The 15,995-nt window shown below is 71.6% G+C and carries 14 protein-coding genes and 1 other RNA gene; 5 read left to right on the top strand and 10 right to left on the bottom strand.

The features are described from left to right. Positions 1-80 precede the first annotated feature (80 nt). A complete protein-coding gene (locus ACS5PV_RS16700; protein WP_455396450.1) occupies positions 81-1,964 on the top strand; it encodes a glycoside hydrolase family 15 protein in 1,884 nt (627 codons plus the stop codon). A 40-nt stretch (positions 1,965-2,004) separates the two neighbouring features. Beyond that, positions 2,005-4,083: a transketolase gene (gene tkt / locus ACS5PV_RS16695; RefSeq protein ID WP_455396449.1), complete on the top strand. Its 2,079-nt coding sequence runs from the start codon at positions 2,005-2,007 to the stop codon at positions 4,081-4,083. A 144-nt stretch (positions 4,084-4,227) separates the two neighbouring features. Here tkt and ACS5PV_RS16690 read toward each other — a convergent pair whose 3' ends face one another. After that, a complete protein-coding gene (locus ACS5PV_RS16690) occupies positions 4,228-4,881 on the bottom strand; it encodes a metallophosphoesterase family protein (protein ID WP_455396448.1) in 654 nt (217 codons plus the stop codon). A gap of 37 nt (positions 4,882-4,918) precedes the next feature. After that, positions 4,919-6,871: a putative bifunctional diguanylate cyclase/phosphodiesterase gene (locus ACS5PV_RS16685; RefSeq protein ID WP_455396447.1), complete on the bottom strand. Its 1,953-nt coding sequence runs from the start codon at positions 6,869-6,871 to the stop codon at positions 4,919-4,921. A gap of 456 nt (positions 6,872-7,327) precedes the next feature. Here ACS5PV_RS16685 and otsB point away from each other — a divergent pair, with 456 nt between their 5' ends. Both otsB and ACS5PV_RS16675 read left to right on the top strand, forming a co-directional pair. Beyond that, positions 7,328-8,080, top strand: coding sequence for a trehalose-phosphatase (otsB, locus tag ACS5PV_RS16680; RefSeq protein ID WP_455396446.1), 753 nt, complete (start codon positions 7,328-7,330; stop codon positions 8,078-8,080). A gap of 69 nt (positions 8,081-8,149) precedes the next feature. Then, positions 8,150-8,572: an FKBP-type peptidyl-prolyl cis-trans isomerase gene (locus tag ACS5PV_RS16675; protein WP_455396445.1), complete on the top strand. Its 423-nt coding sequence runs from the start codon at positions 8,150-8,152 to the stop codon at positions 8,570-8,572. A gap of 277 nt (positions 8,573-8,849) precedes the next feature. Here the strand turns inward: ACS5PV_RS16675 and truA are convergent, their stop codons facing one another. From truA to ffs, 7 genes are all read right to left on the bottom strand, one after another. Then, positions 8,850-9,602, bottom strand: coding sequence for a tRNA pseudouridine(38-40) synthase TruA (gene truA, locus ACS5PV_RS16670; RefSeq protein WP_455396444.1), 753 nt, complete (start codon positions 9,600-9,602; stop codon positions 8,850-8,852). Then, the gene (gene fmt, locus ACS5PV_RS16665; RefSeq protein WP_455396443.1) at positions 9,602-10,534 is read right to left on the bottom strand and encodes a methionyl-tRNA formyltransferase; all 933 of its coding nucleotides are present in this window, start codon (positions 10,532-10,534) and stop codon (positions 9,602-9,604) included. The genes truA and fmt overlap by 1 nt, the downstream gene beginning before the upstream one ends. A 5-nt stretch (positions 10,535-10,539) precedes the next feature. Continuing rightward, on the bottom strand, positions 10,540-11,055 hold the full coding sequence (gene def, locus ACS5PV_RS16660) for a peptide deformylase (RefSeq protein WP_455396442.1): 516 nt from the start codon (positions 11,053-11,055) through the stop codon (positions 10,540-10,542). Positions 11,056-11,158: 103 nt separating this feature from the next. Beyond that, positions 11,159-11,764, bottom strand: a complete 606-nt coding sequence (gene recR / locus ACS5PV_RS16655; protein WP_455396441.1) for a recombination mediator RecR — start codon at positions 11,762-11,764, stop codon at positions 11,159-11,161. A 197-nt stretch (positions 11,765-11,961) separates the two neighbouring features. Next, positions 11,962-12,282: a YbaB/EbfC family nucleoid-associated protein gene (locus ACS5PV_RS16650; protein ID WP_455396440.1), complete on the bottom strand. Its 321-nt coding sequence runs from the start codon at positions 12,280-12,282 to the stop codon at positions 11,962-11,964. Positions 12,283-12,361: 79 nt separating this feature from the next. Further along, on the bottom strand, positions 12,362-14,311 hold the full coding sequence (locus tag ACS5PV_RS16645) for a DNA polymerase III subunit gamma/tau (RefSeq protein WP_455396439.1): 1,950 nt from the start codon (positions 14,309-14,311) through the stop codon (positions 12,362-12,364). Between the two features lie 60 nt (positions 14,312-14,371). Continuing rightward, an RNA gene (gene ffs, locus ACS5PV_RS16640) (signal recognition particle sRNA small type) lies at positions 14,372-14,468 on the bottom strand. A 148-nt stretch (positions 14,469-14,616) separates the two neighbouring features. Here ffs and ACS5PV_RS16635 point away from each other — a divergent pair. Next, on the top strand, positions 14,617-15,606 hold the full coding sequence (locus tag ACS5PV_RS16635; RefSeq protein ID WP_455396438.1) for an alpha/beta fold hydrolase: 990 nt from the start codon (positions 14,617-14,619) through the stop codon (positions 15,604-15,606). Positions 15,607-15,641: 35 nt separating this feature from the next. Here ACS5PV_RS16635 and ACS5PV_RS16630 read toward each other — a convergent pair whose 3' ends face one another. Then, a complete protein-coding gene (locus ACS5PV_RS16630) occupies positions 15,642-15,917 on the bottom strand; it encodes a hypothetical protein (RefSeq protein ID WP_455396489.1) in 276 nt (91 codons plus the stop codon). Positions 15,918-15,995: the final 78 nt, after the last annotated feature.

The following is a 15,995-nucleotide window of genomic DNA, read 5'->3' as shown; positions in this document are numbered from 1 at the left end:
GTCCGGGTTCGCCGCGCCCGGGTTGGCCCTCGGGAATGCCGCTCTAGCTAACGGCGTCACGGCACTGTTCGGGACGCATCATGGCGTTGCTCATCGAGGATTACGCGCTCGTCGGCGACGGGCGCAGCGCCGCGCTGGTCGGGCGCGACGGCAGCGTGGACTGGCTGTGCTGGCCGCGCTTCGACGCCTCGGCGTGCTTCTCGGCCCTGCTCGGCACCCGCGAGGATCACGGGCACTGGCGCATCGCGCCCGCCGGCGAGGCGACGACCACCCGGTGCTACCGCGAGAACACCCTTGTGCTGGAGACCACCCACGAGACCGCCGAGGGCGCGGTGCGGGTGATCGACTACATGCCGGTCGAGGACGGCACCCACCTCGTGCGCCTCGTCGAGGGCATCCGCGGCCGGGTGGCGATGCGCATGGACCTGGTGGTGCGCTTCGATTACGGTTCCGCCATCCCGTGGGTCTCGCGCAGCGAGAACGACGACCTGCGGGCGATCGCCGGTCCGAACAAGCTGGTGCTGCGCACCCGCGCGCCCCTGAAGGGGGTCGGCCAGTCGACGGTGTCCGAGTTCACCGTCGAGGCGGGCAGGAGCGTGTCCTTCGTGCTGAGCTACGGCCTCTCGCACGAGGAGGACCCGGCGCCGATCGAGCCGCGCAAGATGCTGGCCTCCACCACCGCCTGGTGGCGCTCGTGGTGCCAGCGCTGCCACGGCGGAACGCCCTGGGATCCGATCCTCACCCGCTCGCTCCTGACCCTGAAGGCGCTGATCTACCGGCCGACCGGCGGCATCGTGGCGGCGCCCACCACGTCTCTGCCCGAGCAGATCGGCGGCGTGCGCAACTGGGACTACCGGTTCTGCTGGCTGCGCGATTCGACCTTCACGCTGCTCGCCCTGATGGATGCGGGCTACATCGACGAGGCCCGGGCCTGGCGCGACTGGCTGACCCGGGCGGTGGCCGGCAGCCCGGAGCAGGCGCACATCCTCTACGGCATCGCCGGCGAGCGGCTTCTCCCCGAGATCGAGCTCGACTGGCTGCCCGGCTACGAGAGCTCGCGGCCGGTGCGGGTCGGCAACGCCGCCGCCCAGCAGTTCCAGCTCGACGTCTACGGCGAATTGTTCGACGCGCTGTTCCAGGCCCACCAGCGCGGCATGCTGGCCGACGAATCCGGCGTCAGGGTCGGGCGCGCCCTCCTCGACCACCTGGAGCGGGTCTGGAGCGAGCCCGACGAGGGCATCTGGGAGGTGCGCGGCGGGCGCAAGCACTTCGTCCACTCGAAGGTGATGGCCTGGGTCGCCTTCGACCGGGCGATCCGGTTCTACGAGGCCCATGCCGCCGACGAGCCGACGGCCGGCGACGGCGCGGCGGTCGAGCGCTGGCGGGCCGTGCGCGACCGGATCCACCGCGAGGTCTGCGAGAAGGGCTTCGACAAGGACCTCAACAGCTTCGTGCAGTTCTACGGCTCGAAGGACCTCGACGCGAGCCTCCTGCTCATCGCCCATATGGGCTTCCTGCCCCAGGACGACCCCCGGGTCGTCGGCACCGTCGAGGCGATCGGCCGCGACCTGATGCACGAGGGCTTCATCCTGCGCTACGACACCAGCGGCCAGAGCACCGACGGCCTGCCCGCCGGCGAGGGCGCGTTCCTGCCGTGCAGCTTCTGGTACGCCGACAACCTGATCGGTCTCGGCCGGCGCGACGAGGCCCGGGCGCTCATCGAGCGGCTGCTCGGCTTGTGCAACGACGTCGGGCTGCTCGCCGAGGAGTACGACCCGGTGCGCAAGCGCCAGGTCGGAAATTTTCCGCAGGCGTTCAGCCATGTCGCGCTCGTCAACACGCTTCTGAACTTCAGTCGGACGATCGGACCCGCTAAGGAGCGCGGCGGAGACCCGGACGCGTCCGGGCATCCGGGCGAGCGGCCCGTGATGCCGCGCGACGCGGCCCAGGGGCCCGCGTCGTGAGGCGCGGCGTCCCGACCCTTCCACTCGACGAGGCCCAGACATGAGCGCAGCCGACACCAAGCCGAAGGCCGGCACCAGCGAGATCGACCAGCGCAGCATCGACACGATCCGCACGCTGACGATTGACGCGGTGCAGAAGGCGAATTCGGGCCATGCCGGCGCCCCCCTCGGGCTCGCCCCGGTCGCCTTCACCCTGTGGAACCATTACCTCCGCTACGACCCGGCGCACCCGCACTGGCCGAACCGCGACCGCTTCGTGCTCTCGGTCGGCCACGCCTCGATGCTGCTCTACAGCCTCATCCACCTCGCCGAGGTGGCGGAGAAGGACGGCGGCAACGCCCCGGCGGTGAGCATCGAGGACATCAAGAAGTTCCGCCAGCTCGACAGCCGCACCCCGGGCCACCCGGAATACCACTTCACCACCGGCGTCGAGGTGACGACGGGACCGCTCGGCCAGGGCGTCGCCAACTCCGTCGGCATGGCGATGGGCGGCCGCTTCCTCGGCGAGCGCCTGGCCTACGGCGACCAGCCGCTCTTCGACTACAACGTCTACGCTTTGTGCAGCGACGGCGACCTGATGGAGGGCGTGGCCTCCGAGGCCGCCTCGATCGCCGGGCACCTGCGCCTGTCGAACCTGTGCTGGATCTACGACAACAACACCATCACCATCGAGGGCCACACCGACCTCGCCTTCAGCGAGGAGGTCGCCGCCCGCTTCCTGGCCTATGGCTGGCAGGTGCTGCGCGTCGCCGACGCCAACGACACGACCGCGGTGTCGCACGCCATCGAGACCTTCCTGCAATCGGGCGACCGCCCGACGCTGATCATCGTCAACTCGGTGATCGGCTACGGCGCGCCGACGAAGCAGGGCACCCCGAAGGCGCATTCCGACGCCCTCGGCCCCGACGAGGTCAAGGGCGCCAAGCGCGCCTATGGCTGGCCGGAGGATTCCGAGTTCCTGGTGCCGGACGGCGTCTACGACAACTTTCGCCAGGGTATCGGCGCCCGCGGCAAGGCGCTGCGGGAGGAGTGGCTGGCGCTGGTCGAGGAGGTGAAGGCGGGCGACGCCGGACTCGCCCGGGACCTCGCCGCCTATCTCGACGGGAACCTGCCCGAGGGCTGGGACGCCGACATCCCGGTCTTCCCCGCCGACGCCAAGGGCCTCGCGACCCGCGAATCGTCGGGCAAGGTGCTGAACGCGCTGGCCAACCGGGTGCCGTGGCTGCTCGGCGGCTCGGCCGACCTCGCGCCCTCGAACAAGACCAAGCTCGAGGGCCCGGAGGCCGGCACCCTCGGGCCGTTCACGCCCGGCGGGCGCAACATCCATTTCGGCGTGCGCGAGCACGCGATGGGGTCGATCGTCAACGGGCTCGGCCTCGTGGGCCTGCGCGCCTACGGGGCGACCTTCCTGGTCTTCTCCGACTACATGCGCCCGCCGATCCGGCTCGCCGCCCTGATGGAGCTGCCGGTCTTCCACGTCTTCACCCACGACTCGATCGGCGTCGGCGAGGACGGGCCGACCCACCAGCCGGTGGAGCACCTGCTGGCCTTGCGCGCGATTCCCGGCCTCGTCACCTTCCGGCCGGCCGACGCCAACGAGGTGGCGGAGGCCTACCGCGTCATCATGAACCTCAAGCACCAGCCGGCGGTGCTGGCGCTGAGCCGCCAGCCCCTGCCGACGGTCGACCGCGAGAAGTACGCGCCGGCCTCCGGCACCGCCAAGGGCGCCTACGTGCTGGCCGGCGCTGAGGAGGCCAAGCCCGACGTGATCCTGATCGGCACCGGCTCGGAGGTGCAGCTCTGCCTTTCCGCCTACGAGACCCTGAAGGCCGAGGGCGTGAAGGCCCGGGTGGTATCGATGCCGTCCTGGGAGCTGTTCGAGCAGCAGGATGAGGCCTACCGCAACGGCGTGCTGCCGCCCGAGGTGACCGCCCGCGTCGCGGTCGAGCAGGGCTCGGTGATCGGCTGGGACCGCTATGCCGGCAGCACCGGCACGATCCTGGGCATGCACACCTTCGGCTCCTCGGCGCCGATCAAGGACCTCCAGACCAAGTTCGGCTTCACGCCGGAGAAGGTGCTGGAGGCCGCCCGCGCCCAGGCGGCGAAGAAGAAGGGCTGAGGCAAGAGATGTGCGGGAGCCCGCCGGGTATCGCCGGCGGGCTCCCACACCCTCGACGTCATCCCGTGGCGCGCCGAAGACCAGAATCCGGGATGACGTCGACGATGTCGGCTTCGCCGGGAACACTGGACCAGCTCCCGGACCCTATCGCACCGCCAGCACCTCCACCGGCGGTCCCTGCTCGTCGGTGAACACCCCGGCGGTCAGCGGCCCGCCGAACACCGCGCCGGTATCGAGGTTGGTGCGGTGGGCGAGCAAGTCCGGCCGGTCGTCCCGGGTCGGGGTGTGGCCATGCACGACGTGGCGGCCGAAGTCGCGGCCCGACGACAGGAACGGCTCGCGCATCCATAGCCGGGTCTCGCGGTCGCTCGCCTCGGCATCGCGCGCCGGGTCGAGGCCGGCATGGACGTACCATCGCCGCGCGTCGCCGTGCAGGGTCGGCAGGGCCGCGATCCAGGCAACGACCTCCGCCGGCAGCTCGGCCGGGCGCGCAACGCCGTAGGAGGCGAGGGTCGCGCCCCCGCCGTTGATCCGCCACAGGTCGGGGTTCCTGCCTTCGGCCGCGTCGAGCAGCATCGCCTCGTGGTTGCCCATCAGGCAGGTCACCGCCCCGGGCTCGCGGGCCTGGAGGTCGGTCAAGGTGGCCACCGCCCCGGCGCTGTCGGGCCCGCGATCGACGACGTCGCCGAGGACGACCAGGCGGCGCGGGCGCCCGGCGCGGTGCTCCTCGATCCGGGCGAGCAGGGCGGCGAGGAGGTCGGCGCGGCCGTGGACGTCGCCGATCGCGTAGGTGAGCATCGCCCCCGCCTCCCCTTTCGGGTGCGGGGCGCCCCGGTCAGGCGACCGCCTGGACCGGCCGGATCGCCCGCACCGCCTCGGCATCGAGGTAGCGCAGGGTGTCGGGGAAGGCCATCGGCCGGCTGAAATGGTAGCCCTGCATCAGCACGAAGCCGAGGCCTTCGAGCAGGCGGGCCTGCTCGTCGGTCTCGATGCCCTCGACCACGCAGTCGAGCGTCAGGTTGCGGGCGAGCGCGGCGATCGACGTGATGATGTCGCGGCTGGCCGGATCGGTCGTCACCTCGCTGACGAAGCTGCGGTCGATCTTGAGCTTGTCGAGGGGCAGGCGGTGGACGTAGCTCAGGGACGAGTAGCCGGTGCCGAAATCGTCGAGCGCGATGGCGATGCCGCTGGCCTTCAGGGTCTCGAGCACGGTCTGGGCCTGCGCCACGTCCTGAATCAGGGCGGTCTCGGTCACTTCCAGGATGATGCGCCCGGGCGCAAGGCCGCTCGCCCGGATCGCCGCGACGAGGGCGGCGGCCGATTGCGGCGAGGCGATGTCCGCCATCGACAGGTTGAAGGACAGGGCGACCCGCTCCGGCCAGGCCCTGGCCGCGGCGAGGGCCTGGCCGAACAGCACCGCGGTGATGCGGGCGATGAGGCCCGAGCGCTCGGCGATCGGGATGAACACCGCCGGCGAGATCGGGCCGAGCTCGGGATGGGTCCAGCGCGCCAGCGCCTCGAACGCCACCGTGCGGCCGCGCCGCGCATCGACGATCGGCTGGAACACGAGGCTCATCTCGCGCGCCAGGTCGGCATGGCGCAGGGCCTGCTCGATCACGCTCTGGGTGCGCAGCAGCCGCTCGTGCTCCTCGGTGAACAGCACGGCGGCGCCGCGGCTGTTCGCCTTGGCGTAGTACAGGGCGTAATCCGCCCGCTCGACCAGCACCGCCGCCTTGTGGCCGGCCTCCGGATAGGTGGCAAAGCCGATCGAGGCGCCGATCTGGGCGGTGCTGCCGTGCGGCAGCCGGAACGGCGCGCCGAGCGCGCTCCGGATCGCCTCGCCCATCGCCGCGGCCGTCCCCGTGTCGCCGATGCCGCGCAGGACGAGGCCGAACTCGTCGCCGCCGAGCCGCGCCACCACGCCGACCTCGCCCACGACCGCGCGCAGGCGCCGGGCGGTCTCCTGCAGTACCGCGTCGCCGGCGCCGTGCCCGTGGGCGTCGTTCACCGGCTTGAACCCGTCGAGATCGACGAGGCCGACGATGAACCGCTCGCCGGTGCCCGCGACCGCCTCCAGCGCCTGCTCCAGCGAGGCGAAGAAGCTGCGACGGTTGGGCAGCTCGGTCAGGGCGTCGAGGTTCGCGAGCCGCAGATTCTCGCGGCTGAGGCGCTCGAGTTCGACCTGATGCCCGATCAGGCGGGTGAAATCGCGGTTGTAGGCCATCACAACGACGGCGACGGCCGCCATCACGATCAGCAGGTTGAGGGAGATCGCCTTCATGACCGGGCTGTCGAGCTGGCCGACATAGAGGCAGAACGGGCCGGTGGCGATCATCGTGATGAGCAGGGCGGCGGCCCGCAGATGCGCGAGGCAGAACACGCAGGCGATGGCCGTGGTGGCGGCATACAGCAGCACGTACGCCCGCTCGTAGGCGTCGCCATAGGAGAGCAGGGCCGCGGCCCATCCCATGAGACCGGCCGTGAGGAGCGCGGCGAGCACGACGGTCGCCCGCAGCTTGGCGGCCATCCGGCTCTCGTCGGGTGGATGATGACGACGGCGCAGCCACACGTAGAGCCTGAGGCCGAACAGGCTGAGGATACCGCCGAGGGGATAGAGCGTGAGCCAGGCCGGCGCCATGGCGAGGCGCATGATGATCATCACCATCGTCGTGTTGATCGCCAGGATCACGTACAGCAGCGGCACCTGGTCGCGCAGGGCGCGCATCTGCGCCCGCATCAGGTCCGGGTTGGCGGTATCGATCCGGAACAGATCGATGATGGTCTGCATCCTGCGCACTGCGCGTCCACCCCGCCCGGTCCCGCCGATCATGGCACCGCATTCAGGAACTAGAAATCACGTGCGCTTGAATCAAAGGTTACCTTGATGGCCTAAGCCAGCAGATGACGGTTAGCCCCGGCGGCCTCACCGTCCCCGCGTGCCGCCGGCCGTCTCGGCCACGTGTCCTAGGCGCCGCCGTGGCGAAAGGGAATACCGTCCGCTGCCCGCTATTGAAGCAGATCCTGTGCGCCAGGGGGCCGCGCGACGGTGGCAGCTGCGTTAATTCTAGGACTTTGCCCCTGGAATCGCACGATCTCCCGCCGAGGCCATCCGGTGACCCAGCGACATGGTGCGGTCGCGCCGGCTCCTCACCGGCCTTGCCTCGCGCGTCCGCCCGCTATGTAGGCTTTCAGAGCGCGGCCCTTCACCCCGCCGTTCTCCGGCCGCGACGGGAGACGCGATCCCTTGACCGACACCGCCTACGCCCTCTTCCTCGACTTCGACGGCACCCTCGTGGAGATCGCGCCGCGCCCCGACGGCGTCGTGGTTCCGCCCACCCTGCCGGCGGGGCTGGCGCGGCTGCGCACCCGCCTCGGTGGGGCCCTGGCGCTGGTGACCGGCCGGCCGATCGCCACCATCGACGGCTTCCTCGATCCGGAGCAGTTCGACACCGCCGGCCTGCACGGGGTCGAGCAGCGCCGCGGCGGCCGGATGGTCGGCGGCGATCCGGCCGCGCATCCCGCCCTGCGCGCGGGCGTGGCCACCTTGCAGAAGGCGGTCGTCGACCTCGACGGCGTGCTGATCGAGGACAAGGGCTGCTCGGTCGCGGTGCATTGGCGCCTCGCCAACGACGCCGACGCCGCCCGGGCGCAATCCGCCGCCGCCTCGGTCGCCGGCATCCTCGGGGAGGCCTACCGGTTGCAGCAGGGCAAGGCGGTGGCCGAGATCCTGCCCGCCAGCGCCACCAAGGGCCACGCCATCCGGGACTTCCTGCGCGAGGCGCCCTATGCCGGCCGCCGGGCGATCTTCATCGGCGACGACCTCACCGACGAGAAGGCCTTCGGGCCGGTGAACGAGGATGGCGGGATCACCGTGCGGGTCGGGCCCGGCGAGACGGTCGCGCGCCACCGCCTCGCCGATCCGGCGGCGGTGCGGGCGCTGCTGCTCGGCTGGGCCGAGGGCGGGCCGATCGAGCCCGGGACGCTGCCGCCGGCCTGACGGCCTATCCGTCGGCGGGGCGATGCCCTAACTGGGGTTCCGACGTCACGCACAGGAACGATCCCGTCGATGCGCCGTTCGCCCCTCTACCTTGCCGGAGCTCTCACGATCGCCATGACCGCCTCAGCCTCCGCCGATTCGTTCGTCACCGCCCCGTCCGGCCTCCAGTACAAGGATACGGTGGTCGGCACCGGCCCGCAGCCCAAGGCCGGCCAGACCGTCAACGTCCACTATACCGGCTGGCTCTACCAGGACGGCCAGAAGGGCAAGAAGTTCGACAGCTCGCTCGACCGCGGCCAGCCGCTGAGCTTTGCGGTCGGCACCGGCCAGGTCATCAAGGGCTGGGACGAGGGCCTGTCGACCATGAAGGTCGGCGGCAAGCGCACCCTGGTGATCCCGCCCGACCTCGGCTACGGCGCCCGCGGCGCCGGCGGCGTGATCCCGCCGAACGCCACGCTGATGTTCGACGTGGAACTGCTCGGCGTGCGCTGAGCCGGTCGCCACCGACCCCGGCCGAACATCCTTCCCGACATCCCGGGTTCTCGCCTGCGGCGTGTCTCGGGATGTCGTCGGGAGGGGTGATACGGGATCCAGACGATTGCTTCCGGATCCCGTATCACGCGCCTGAGCGACGCCGACCTCCGCATCGCCAAGCGATCACCCGGTCGTCCACTATCTATCGAAGCACTCATCCAACTTACGGGAGACCTCAGCACGATCGATGCTGGCAGGAGCGCTCCCCCGCGTCCAGCGCCGCAATGACGCTGCGTCAGGCGAACTCCGGTGGGTAATCCACCCCGATCAGCGTCAGCCCGCCCGACGGCGCCAGCGGCCCGCACCGCGTGCGGTCGCGGGAATCGAGCACGTCGCGCACGCCCTGCGGCGTCAGCCGGCCGCCGCCGGCGAGCATCAGCGTGCCGACCATGCCGCGGACCTGGTGGTGCAGGAACGAGCGCGCGGCGGTGACCACCACGATCTCCTCGCCGTCCCGCGTCACGTCGAGCCGATCGAGGGTGCGCACCGGGCTGTTGGCCTGGCACTCCGCCGCCCGGAAGGCGGAGAAGTCGTGCCGGCCGAGCATCAGCTGCGCGGCCTCGTGCATCGGCCCGGCATCGAGCGCCCAGGGCACGTGCCAGACGAAGCCGCGGGTGAGCGCCGGCGGTGAGCGGCGGTTGAGGATGCGGTAGCGGTAGTGGCGCTTGATCGCCGAGTGGCGGGCGTCGAAGTGGTGGCTCACCTCCGCGGCCGCTACCACCGCCACGGGTTCGGGCCGCAAGTGGGCGTTGGCGGCGTCGCGCACGGTGTCGGTGCGCCACGGCTTGTCGAGGTCGAGATGGACGACCTGGTGCGTGGCGTGCACGCCGGCATCGGTGCGCCCGGCGCAGTGGACCCGCACCGGCCCGCCGACGAAGCGGGCGATCGCCTCCTCCAGCGCCTGCTGCACCGAGCGGTCGGCGGCCTGCCGCTGCCAGCCGGCGAAGGCGGTGCCGTCATACTCCACGACGAGCTTGTAGCGGGGCATCAGGCGAGGCGCGCACCCGGCGCGAGCTGCCGGCCGCGGGCGAAATCCTCGAACGCCATCGCGCTCTTGCCCGCCGGCTGCACGGTGACGAGGCGGATCGCCCCCTCGCCGGCCGCCACGATGCCGGCGGCGTCGAGGAGCGTGCCGGGCTCTCCCGACCCTTCGGCGAGGCGCGACCTCAGCACCTTCACCCGCTCCGGCCCGCGGCCGAGATCGGCCGTGAAGTAAGCGCCCGGGAACGGCGACAGGCCGCGCACGCGGTCGTGGAGGGCTCTCGCTCCCTGCGACCAGTCGAGCCGCGCCTCCTCGTTGGTGATCTTGTGGGCGTACTCGATCCCCTCCGGGCTTTGCTCCCGGAACTGGAGGTTGCCGCGCTCGAGCGCGCCGAGCGCCCGCGCCATCAGGTCGGCGCCGAGCGGCATCAGCCGGTCGTGCAGCTCGCCGGCGGTCATGTCGGGAGCGATGCCCACCCGCTCGACCATGCCGACCGGCCCGGTATCGAGGCCCGGCTCCATCCGCATCACCGCGACGCCGGTCTCCGCGTCGCCCGCCATCACGGCGCGCTGAATCGGAGCGGCGCCGCGCCAGCGCGGCAGCAGGGACGCGTGCAGGTTGAGGCAGCCCAGCGCCGGCGCGTCGAGGATGGCGGGCGGCAGGATCATGCCGTAGGCCACCACCACCGCGACGTCGGCCTCGTGGCTCCTGAACGTCTCGGCCGCCTCCTCGGTGCGCAGGGTCTTCGGGGTCAGGACGGGCAGCCCGAACTTCTCCGCCAGCGCCTGGACCGGCGAGGGGCGCAAGGCCATGCCGCGGCCGGCCGGGGCCGGCGCGCGGGTATAGACCGCCACGACCTCGTGGCCGCCGCCGACGATCTCGGCCAGCGTCGGCACCGCGAAGTCCGGGGTGCCCATGAACACGACGCGAAGGGACATCGTCGCTACGCGGCTTCGCGCTTGGCGGCCTTGGCGAACTTCTTCATCACCCGGTCGCGCTTGAGCTTCGACAGGTGGTCAATGAACAGCACGCCGTTGAGGTGGTCGATCTCGTGCTGGAGGCAGGTGGCGAGGAGGCCGTCGGCCTCCTGCTCGACCGTCTCGCCGTCGAGGGTGCGGAAGCGCACCCGCACCCGGTCGGGCCGGACCACCTCGGCGTAGTATTCGGGGATCGACAGGCAGCCCTCTTCGTAGGGCCGGGTCTCCTCCGACGACCAGACGATCTCGGGATCGAGGAGCACCAGCGGCTTGCGCTCGTCCTTCTCCTTCGAGGTGTCGATGGTGACGATGCGCACCGGCTCGCCGATCTGGATGCCGGCCAGCCCGACGCCGGGGGCGTCGTACATCGTCTCCAGCATGTCGGCCGCGAGCTTCCGCACCTCGCCGGTGATCGTGCCGACCGGGGCCGAGATCTCGCGCAGGCGCGCGTCCGGCAGGATGACGAGGGGACGGATGCTCATGGTATGCCAGGCGGTCGGGAGGTCGGGCGCCGACGGGCGCCCGCAAGTTTCCGGGAGATAAGGATTCGTGTCCGGCGGGTCAAATCGCGGCGAGGCCGCGCGGTCAGAACGCCGTGCGCTGGCGGATCGCCGCCGACAGGGTACCCTCGTCGAGGTAGTCGAGCTCGCCGCCGACCGGCACGCCGTGGGCGAGCCGGGTCACCTTGACCGGCAGGTGGCTCATCAGCTCGGTGACGTAGTGGGCGGTGGTCTGGCCGTCGACGGTGGCGTTGAGCGCCAGGATCACCTCGCGCATCTCGGGCGCACTCACCCGCTCGACCAGGCGGGAGAGGTTCAGGTTCTCCGGCCGCACCCCGTCGAGGGCCGAGAGCACGCCGCCGAGCACGTGGTAGCGCGCCGTCACGGCGCCCGAGCGCTCCAGCGCCCACAGGTCCGAGACGTCCTCGACCACCACCAGCATCGAGGGATCGCGGCTCTGGTCGCGGCAGATCGTGCAGGGATCCTGCGTGTCGACGTTGCCGCATTCGTGGCACACGACGATCCGGTCGGCGGCGACCCGCATGGCATCGGCGAGCGGCGCCAGCAGCGTCTCGCGCTTCTTGATGAGCTGGAGCGCGGCCCGGCGCGCCGAGCGCGGCCCGAGGCCGGGCATGCGCGCCAGGAGCTGGATCAGCCGCTCAATCTCGGGGCCCGCGACGGCCTGGGGCATAACATTGGGCCTGCTTTGAGGATGGAGCGGTTTCCACTCCCCCCGGCGATCCCGGGCTTGCCCGGCATCGCTGCAAGTCGTGGGGAGGGGAGAATGCTAAGCAGATTTCGCCGAAGTGGCTGCCGGTTCGGCGCCAAAAATCTGCGGCAAAACAAGAACCTAAGCAGACTTGCGTTGGCAGGCCAACGCAAGTCTGCTTAGAACGGCAGCTTCATGCCGGGCGGCAGCGGCAGACCCTTGGTCAGCTCCTGCATCCGCTCCTGCGCGGCGCGCTCGGCCTTGGCCTTGGCGTCGTTGAGCGCCGCGACGATCAGGTCCTCCAGGATCTCCTTCTCGTCCGGCACCAGCAGGCTGGCGTCCAGGGCGAGGCCCTTCACGTCGCCCTTCGCGGTCATCGTCACCGAGACGGAGCCACCGCCCGACGCGCCCGTGACCTGGACGCCGTCGAGCTCGGACTGAAGGTCGGCCATCTTCTGCTGCATGGCCTGGGCCTGCTTCATCAGTCCCATGATGTCCATGGCGGCGTCCTCGCGGTGTGAGAGAGAATCGAAGAGAGATGTGGGGTGCCGGCAGGCCGCCGGCTACCGGTGCCGGCCGTCACAGGTCCGGGTCGTCGGCCTCGGGCGGCGGCGCGCCTTCGAGCGCCGGGGGCTCCGGCGTCTTGTCGCGCACGTCGACGATCTGGGCGCCGGGGAAGTTCTTGAGCACCGCCTGGACCAGCGGGTGACTCGCCGCGCCCTGGTGGCGGCTCTCGACCGCGGCCTTGGCCCGGGCGTCGAGCGTCGCCTCGCCGGTCTCGTGCGACAGCGCCACCACCCAGCGCCGGCCGGTCCAGGTCTCCAGCGCACGGGCGAGGTCGGTGGCGAGGCTCGGGCGCCCGCCTTCGGCGAGGCGGAACTCGATGCGGCCGTCCTCGAAGCGCACGAGATGCGCCTCGCGCTCCAGCGCCATCTTCAGGCCGATGTCGCGGCGCTCGTCGGCGAGCGCCACCACGTCCTCGAACCGGCGCAGGCGCGGGCCGGATTCGGGCTTGGCGGCGGGTTTCGGGGCCGGGGCGGATTGCACCAGCGTCGGACGCGGCGGTGCGACGGGAGGCGGTGCGGCGAGAGGCGGCAAGGACCTGGGCGCCGTCTCGGCCGGGGGCGCCTCCGGCACGACGCGCGCCACGGCGGGCGCCGCAGCCGCCTGTGGGCGCAGGATCGCGACGGGCGCGGAAGCCGGGACCTCGCGCAACGCCGGTGCCGCCGACGCGACCGGTTGCACGGCCGCCGGCGCCCGCGCCGGGATGCTCAGGCTCCCGCCCTCCCTGATCTGGCGCAGGGCCTCGTCCGGGGTCGGCAGGTCGGCGGCGTAGATCAGGCGCACGAGCGCCATCTCGGCCGCAGCCAGCGGCCGGGTCGCGGCCTGCACCTCTGGAATCGCCTTGAGCAGGATCTGCCAGGCGCGCGACAGGGCCCGGACCGAGAGCCGGTCGGCGAAGTCGCCGCCGCGCACCCGCTCGACCTCGCTGAGCGAGGTATCGCTGCGGGCCGAGTCCGGCGCGAGCTTGAGCCTTGTGACGAGGTGGGTGAACTCGGCGAGGTCGGAGATCACCACCGCCGGGTCGGCCCCGGCGTCGTGCTGGGCCCGCAACTCCGCGAAGGTGGCCGGCACGTCGCCGCGCATCGCCGCCTCGAACAGGTCGACGACCCGGGCGCGGTCGGCGAGCCCCAGCATGTCGCGCACCGTCTCGGCGGTGACGTGGCCGGCGCCGTGGGCGATCGCCTGGTCGAGGAGAGAGAGCGAATCGCGCACCGAGCCTTCCGCCGCCCGCGCGATGGCGGCGAGCGCCTCGGCTTCGGCGGCGACGCCCTCGGCATCACAGATCTTCTGGAGATGGGCGATGAGGGCGCCTGCCTCGACCCGGCGCAGGTCGAAGCGCTGGCAGCGCGACAGGATGGTGACCGGAACCTTGCGGATCTCGGTGGTGGCGAAGACGAACTTCGCGTGCGGCGGCGGCTCCTCCAGCGTCTTCAGGAAGGCGTTGAACGCCTTCTCGGACAGCATGTGGACCTCGTCGACGATGTAGACCTTGTAGCGCGCCGAGACCGGCGAGTAGCGGATGCCGTCGATGATCTGGCGGACGTCGTCGATGCCGGTATGCGAGGCGGCATCCATTTCCAGCACGTCGATGTGCCGGGATTCCATGATGGCGGCGCAGTGCAGGCCGAGCTTGGGCAGCCGGATCGTCGGCCCGGCATTCGGGTCTTCGGGCAGGGCGTAGTTGAGGCCCCGCGCCAGGATGCGGGCGGTGGTGGTCTTGCCGACCCCGCGCACGCCGGTGAGCATCCAGGCCTGCGGGATGCGGCCGGCCTCGAAGGCGTTGGCCAGGGTGCGCACCATGGCGCCCTGGCCGATCAGGTCGTCGAAGTCCTTCGGCCGGTACTTGCGCGCCAGGACCCGGTAGGCGGGGGTCGGCTGCTGGCCAGATGCTCCCTGGCTCTTGGCCGCGCCGAACCCGGGGAGACCCGGCTCGTCGATCGAGGGCGTGCCGGAGGTCTCGTCCATGCGCTCGCAGGGTCGTGAGGGCGGCCCCTGACGGGGCGCACGCGCTCCTGGAAGGAGAGGGGTGGGAGGCTGGACGAAAACCCGCTCGGTCTCGTTAGGGCTGCTTCCTTCCGGACCTGACCCGGTTGGCGAGTGAAACGTCCCTCGCCAACCTCCCGCGGCCTATATGGCGGGATGGTGCCGGAAACGCAAGCGGGTGTCCGGCCCGCTCGATGCGCGGACCGGACGCTGCCCCGGGCCGGGCGCATGGCTCGGGGGGAGCGGCGCGGTGTAAGAGCCTCGGCCACCACCGGAGATCCTGCCGCATGCGCCTGCCGCTCCTCGCCGCCGCCCTCCTGTCCGCCACGGCGGCCGCCGCCGCGCCCGCCTACGGCCCCGAGCTCGAGGGCTTCGACTATCCCTACCCGGTCCGGCGCCACGCCTTCGCCTCGCAGGGGCAGGACCTGTCGATGGCCTACATGGAGGTGACGCCGGAACGGCCGAACGGCCGCACGGTCGTGCTGCTCCACGGCAAGAACTTCTGCGCCGCGACCTGGGGCGACACCGCCGCCGTGCTGGCGCGGGACGGCTACCGGGTGCTCGCCCTCGACCAGGTCGGCTTCTGCAAGTCGACGAAGCCCCTCGGCTACCAGTTCAGCTTCAACCAGCTCGCCACCAACACCCACGACCTGCTGGAGGCCCTCGGCGTCGAGCGTGCCACGGTCGTCGGCCACTCGATGGGCGGGATGCTGGCGGCCCGCTACGCCCTGATGTTCCCCGAATCCGTCGAGCAGCTGGTGATGGTCGATCCGCTCGGGCTCGAGGACTGGCAGGCCAAGGGCGTGCCCTACCAGACCATCGACGCGGCCTACGCCGCCGAGCGCCAGACCAGCGCCGCCGGCATCAAGGCCTACCAGCTCAAGTTCTACTACAACGGCCAGTGGAAGCCGGCCTACGACCGCTGGGTCGACATGCAGGCCGGGCTCTATGCCGGCCCCGGGGCCGAGCGCGTGGCCTGGAACCAGGCCCAGACCTCCGACATGGTGTTCACCCAGCCGGTGGTGCACGAGCTCGACCGGTTGCGCGTGCCGACCGTGCTGATGGTCGGAACCAAGGACCGCACGGCCCCGGGCGGGAATCGCGCCGCGCCGGAACTGGCGCAGACCCTCGGGCGCTACGACCGGCTCGGGCCCGAGGTGGCGGCGCGGATCAAGGGGGCGCGGCTCGTGACGTTCGAGGGCCTGGGCCACTCGCCCCAGGTCGAGGCGCCCGACCGGTTCCACGCGGCACTGCTGCGGGAACTGGCGGCGAAGTAGGCCTCGGCCGGGCCCGCGCTCGCTGCGGCCCGCCGCTACTGCAGCGACTGCATCTCGCAATTCGCGTAGGCGACGCTGCCGTCGGCGTAGGCCTTGAGCTTGCGGGCATAGGCTTCGGCGCCGGTGCGGTAGGGGCCGAGCTGCGCGTTGTAGGCCTTGATGCCGTCGTTGTAGGTGTAGGCTTCCCAGCCGGGGCAGCCGCCCTTGGCGTCGAGGCAGGCGGGCTTCTGCGGCAGGGCGGGCTTCACCGGCTTCTCGCTCGCCGGCGGCGGCGTCGGCGCGATGCAGGCAGCGTGAGCCGTCACCGGCATCAGGAGCAGGAGGGCGGCGAGGGCTGTGCGCGGCACGGCGGGTCTCCTCAAGGTGCCGCCTCTCACGCCATCGTGTGG

It is taken from the genome of Methylobacterium sp. Gmos1 (assembly GCF_053764715.1).
Note: the sequence above shows the minus strand (reverse complement) of the source record. Positions and strands in the feature narration are given on the sequence as shown.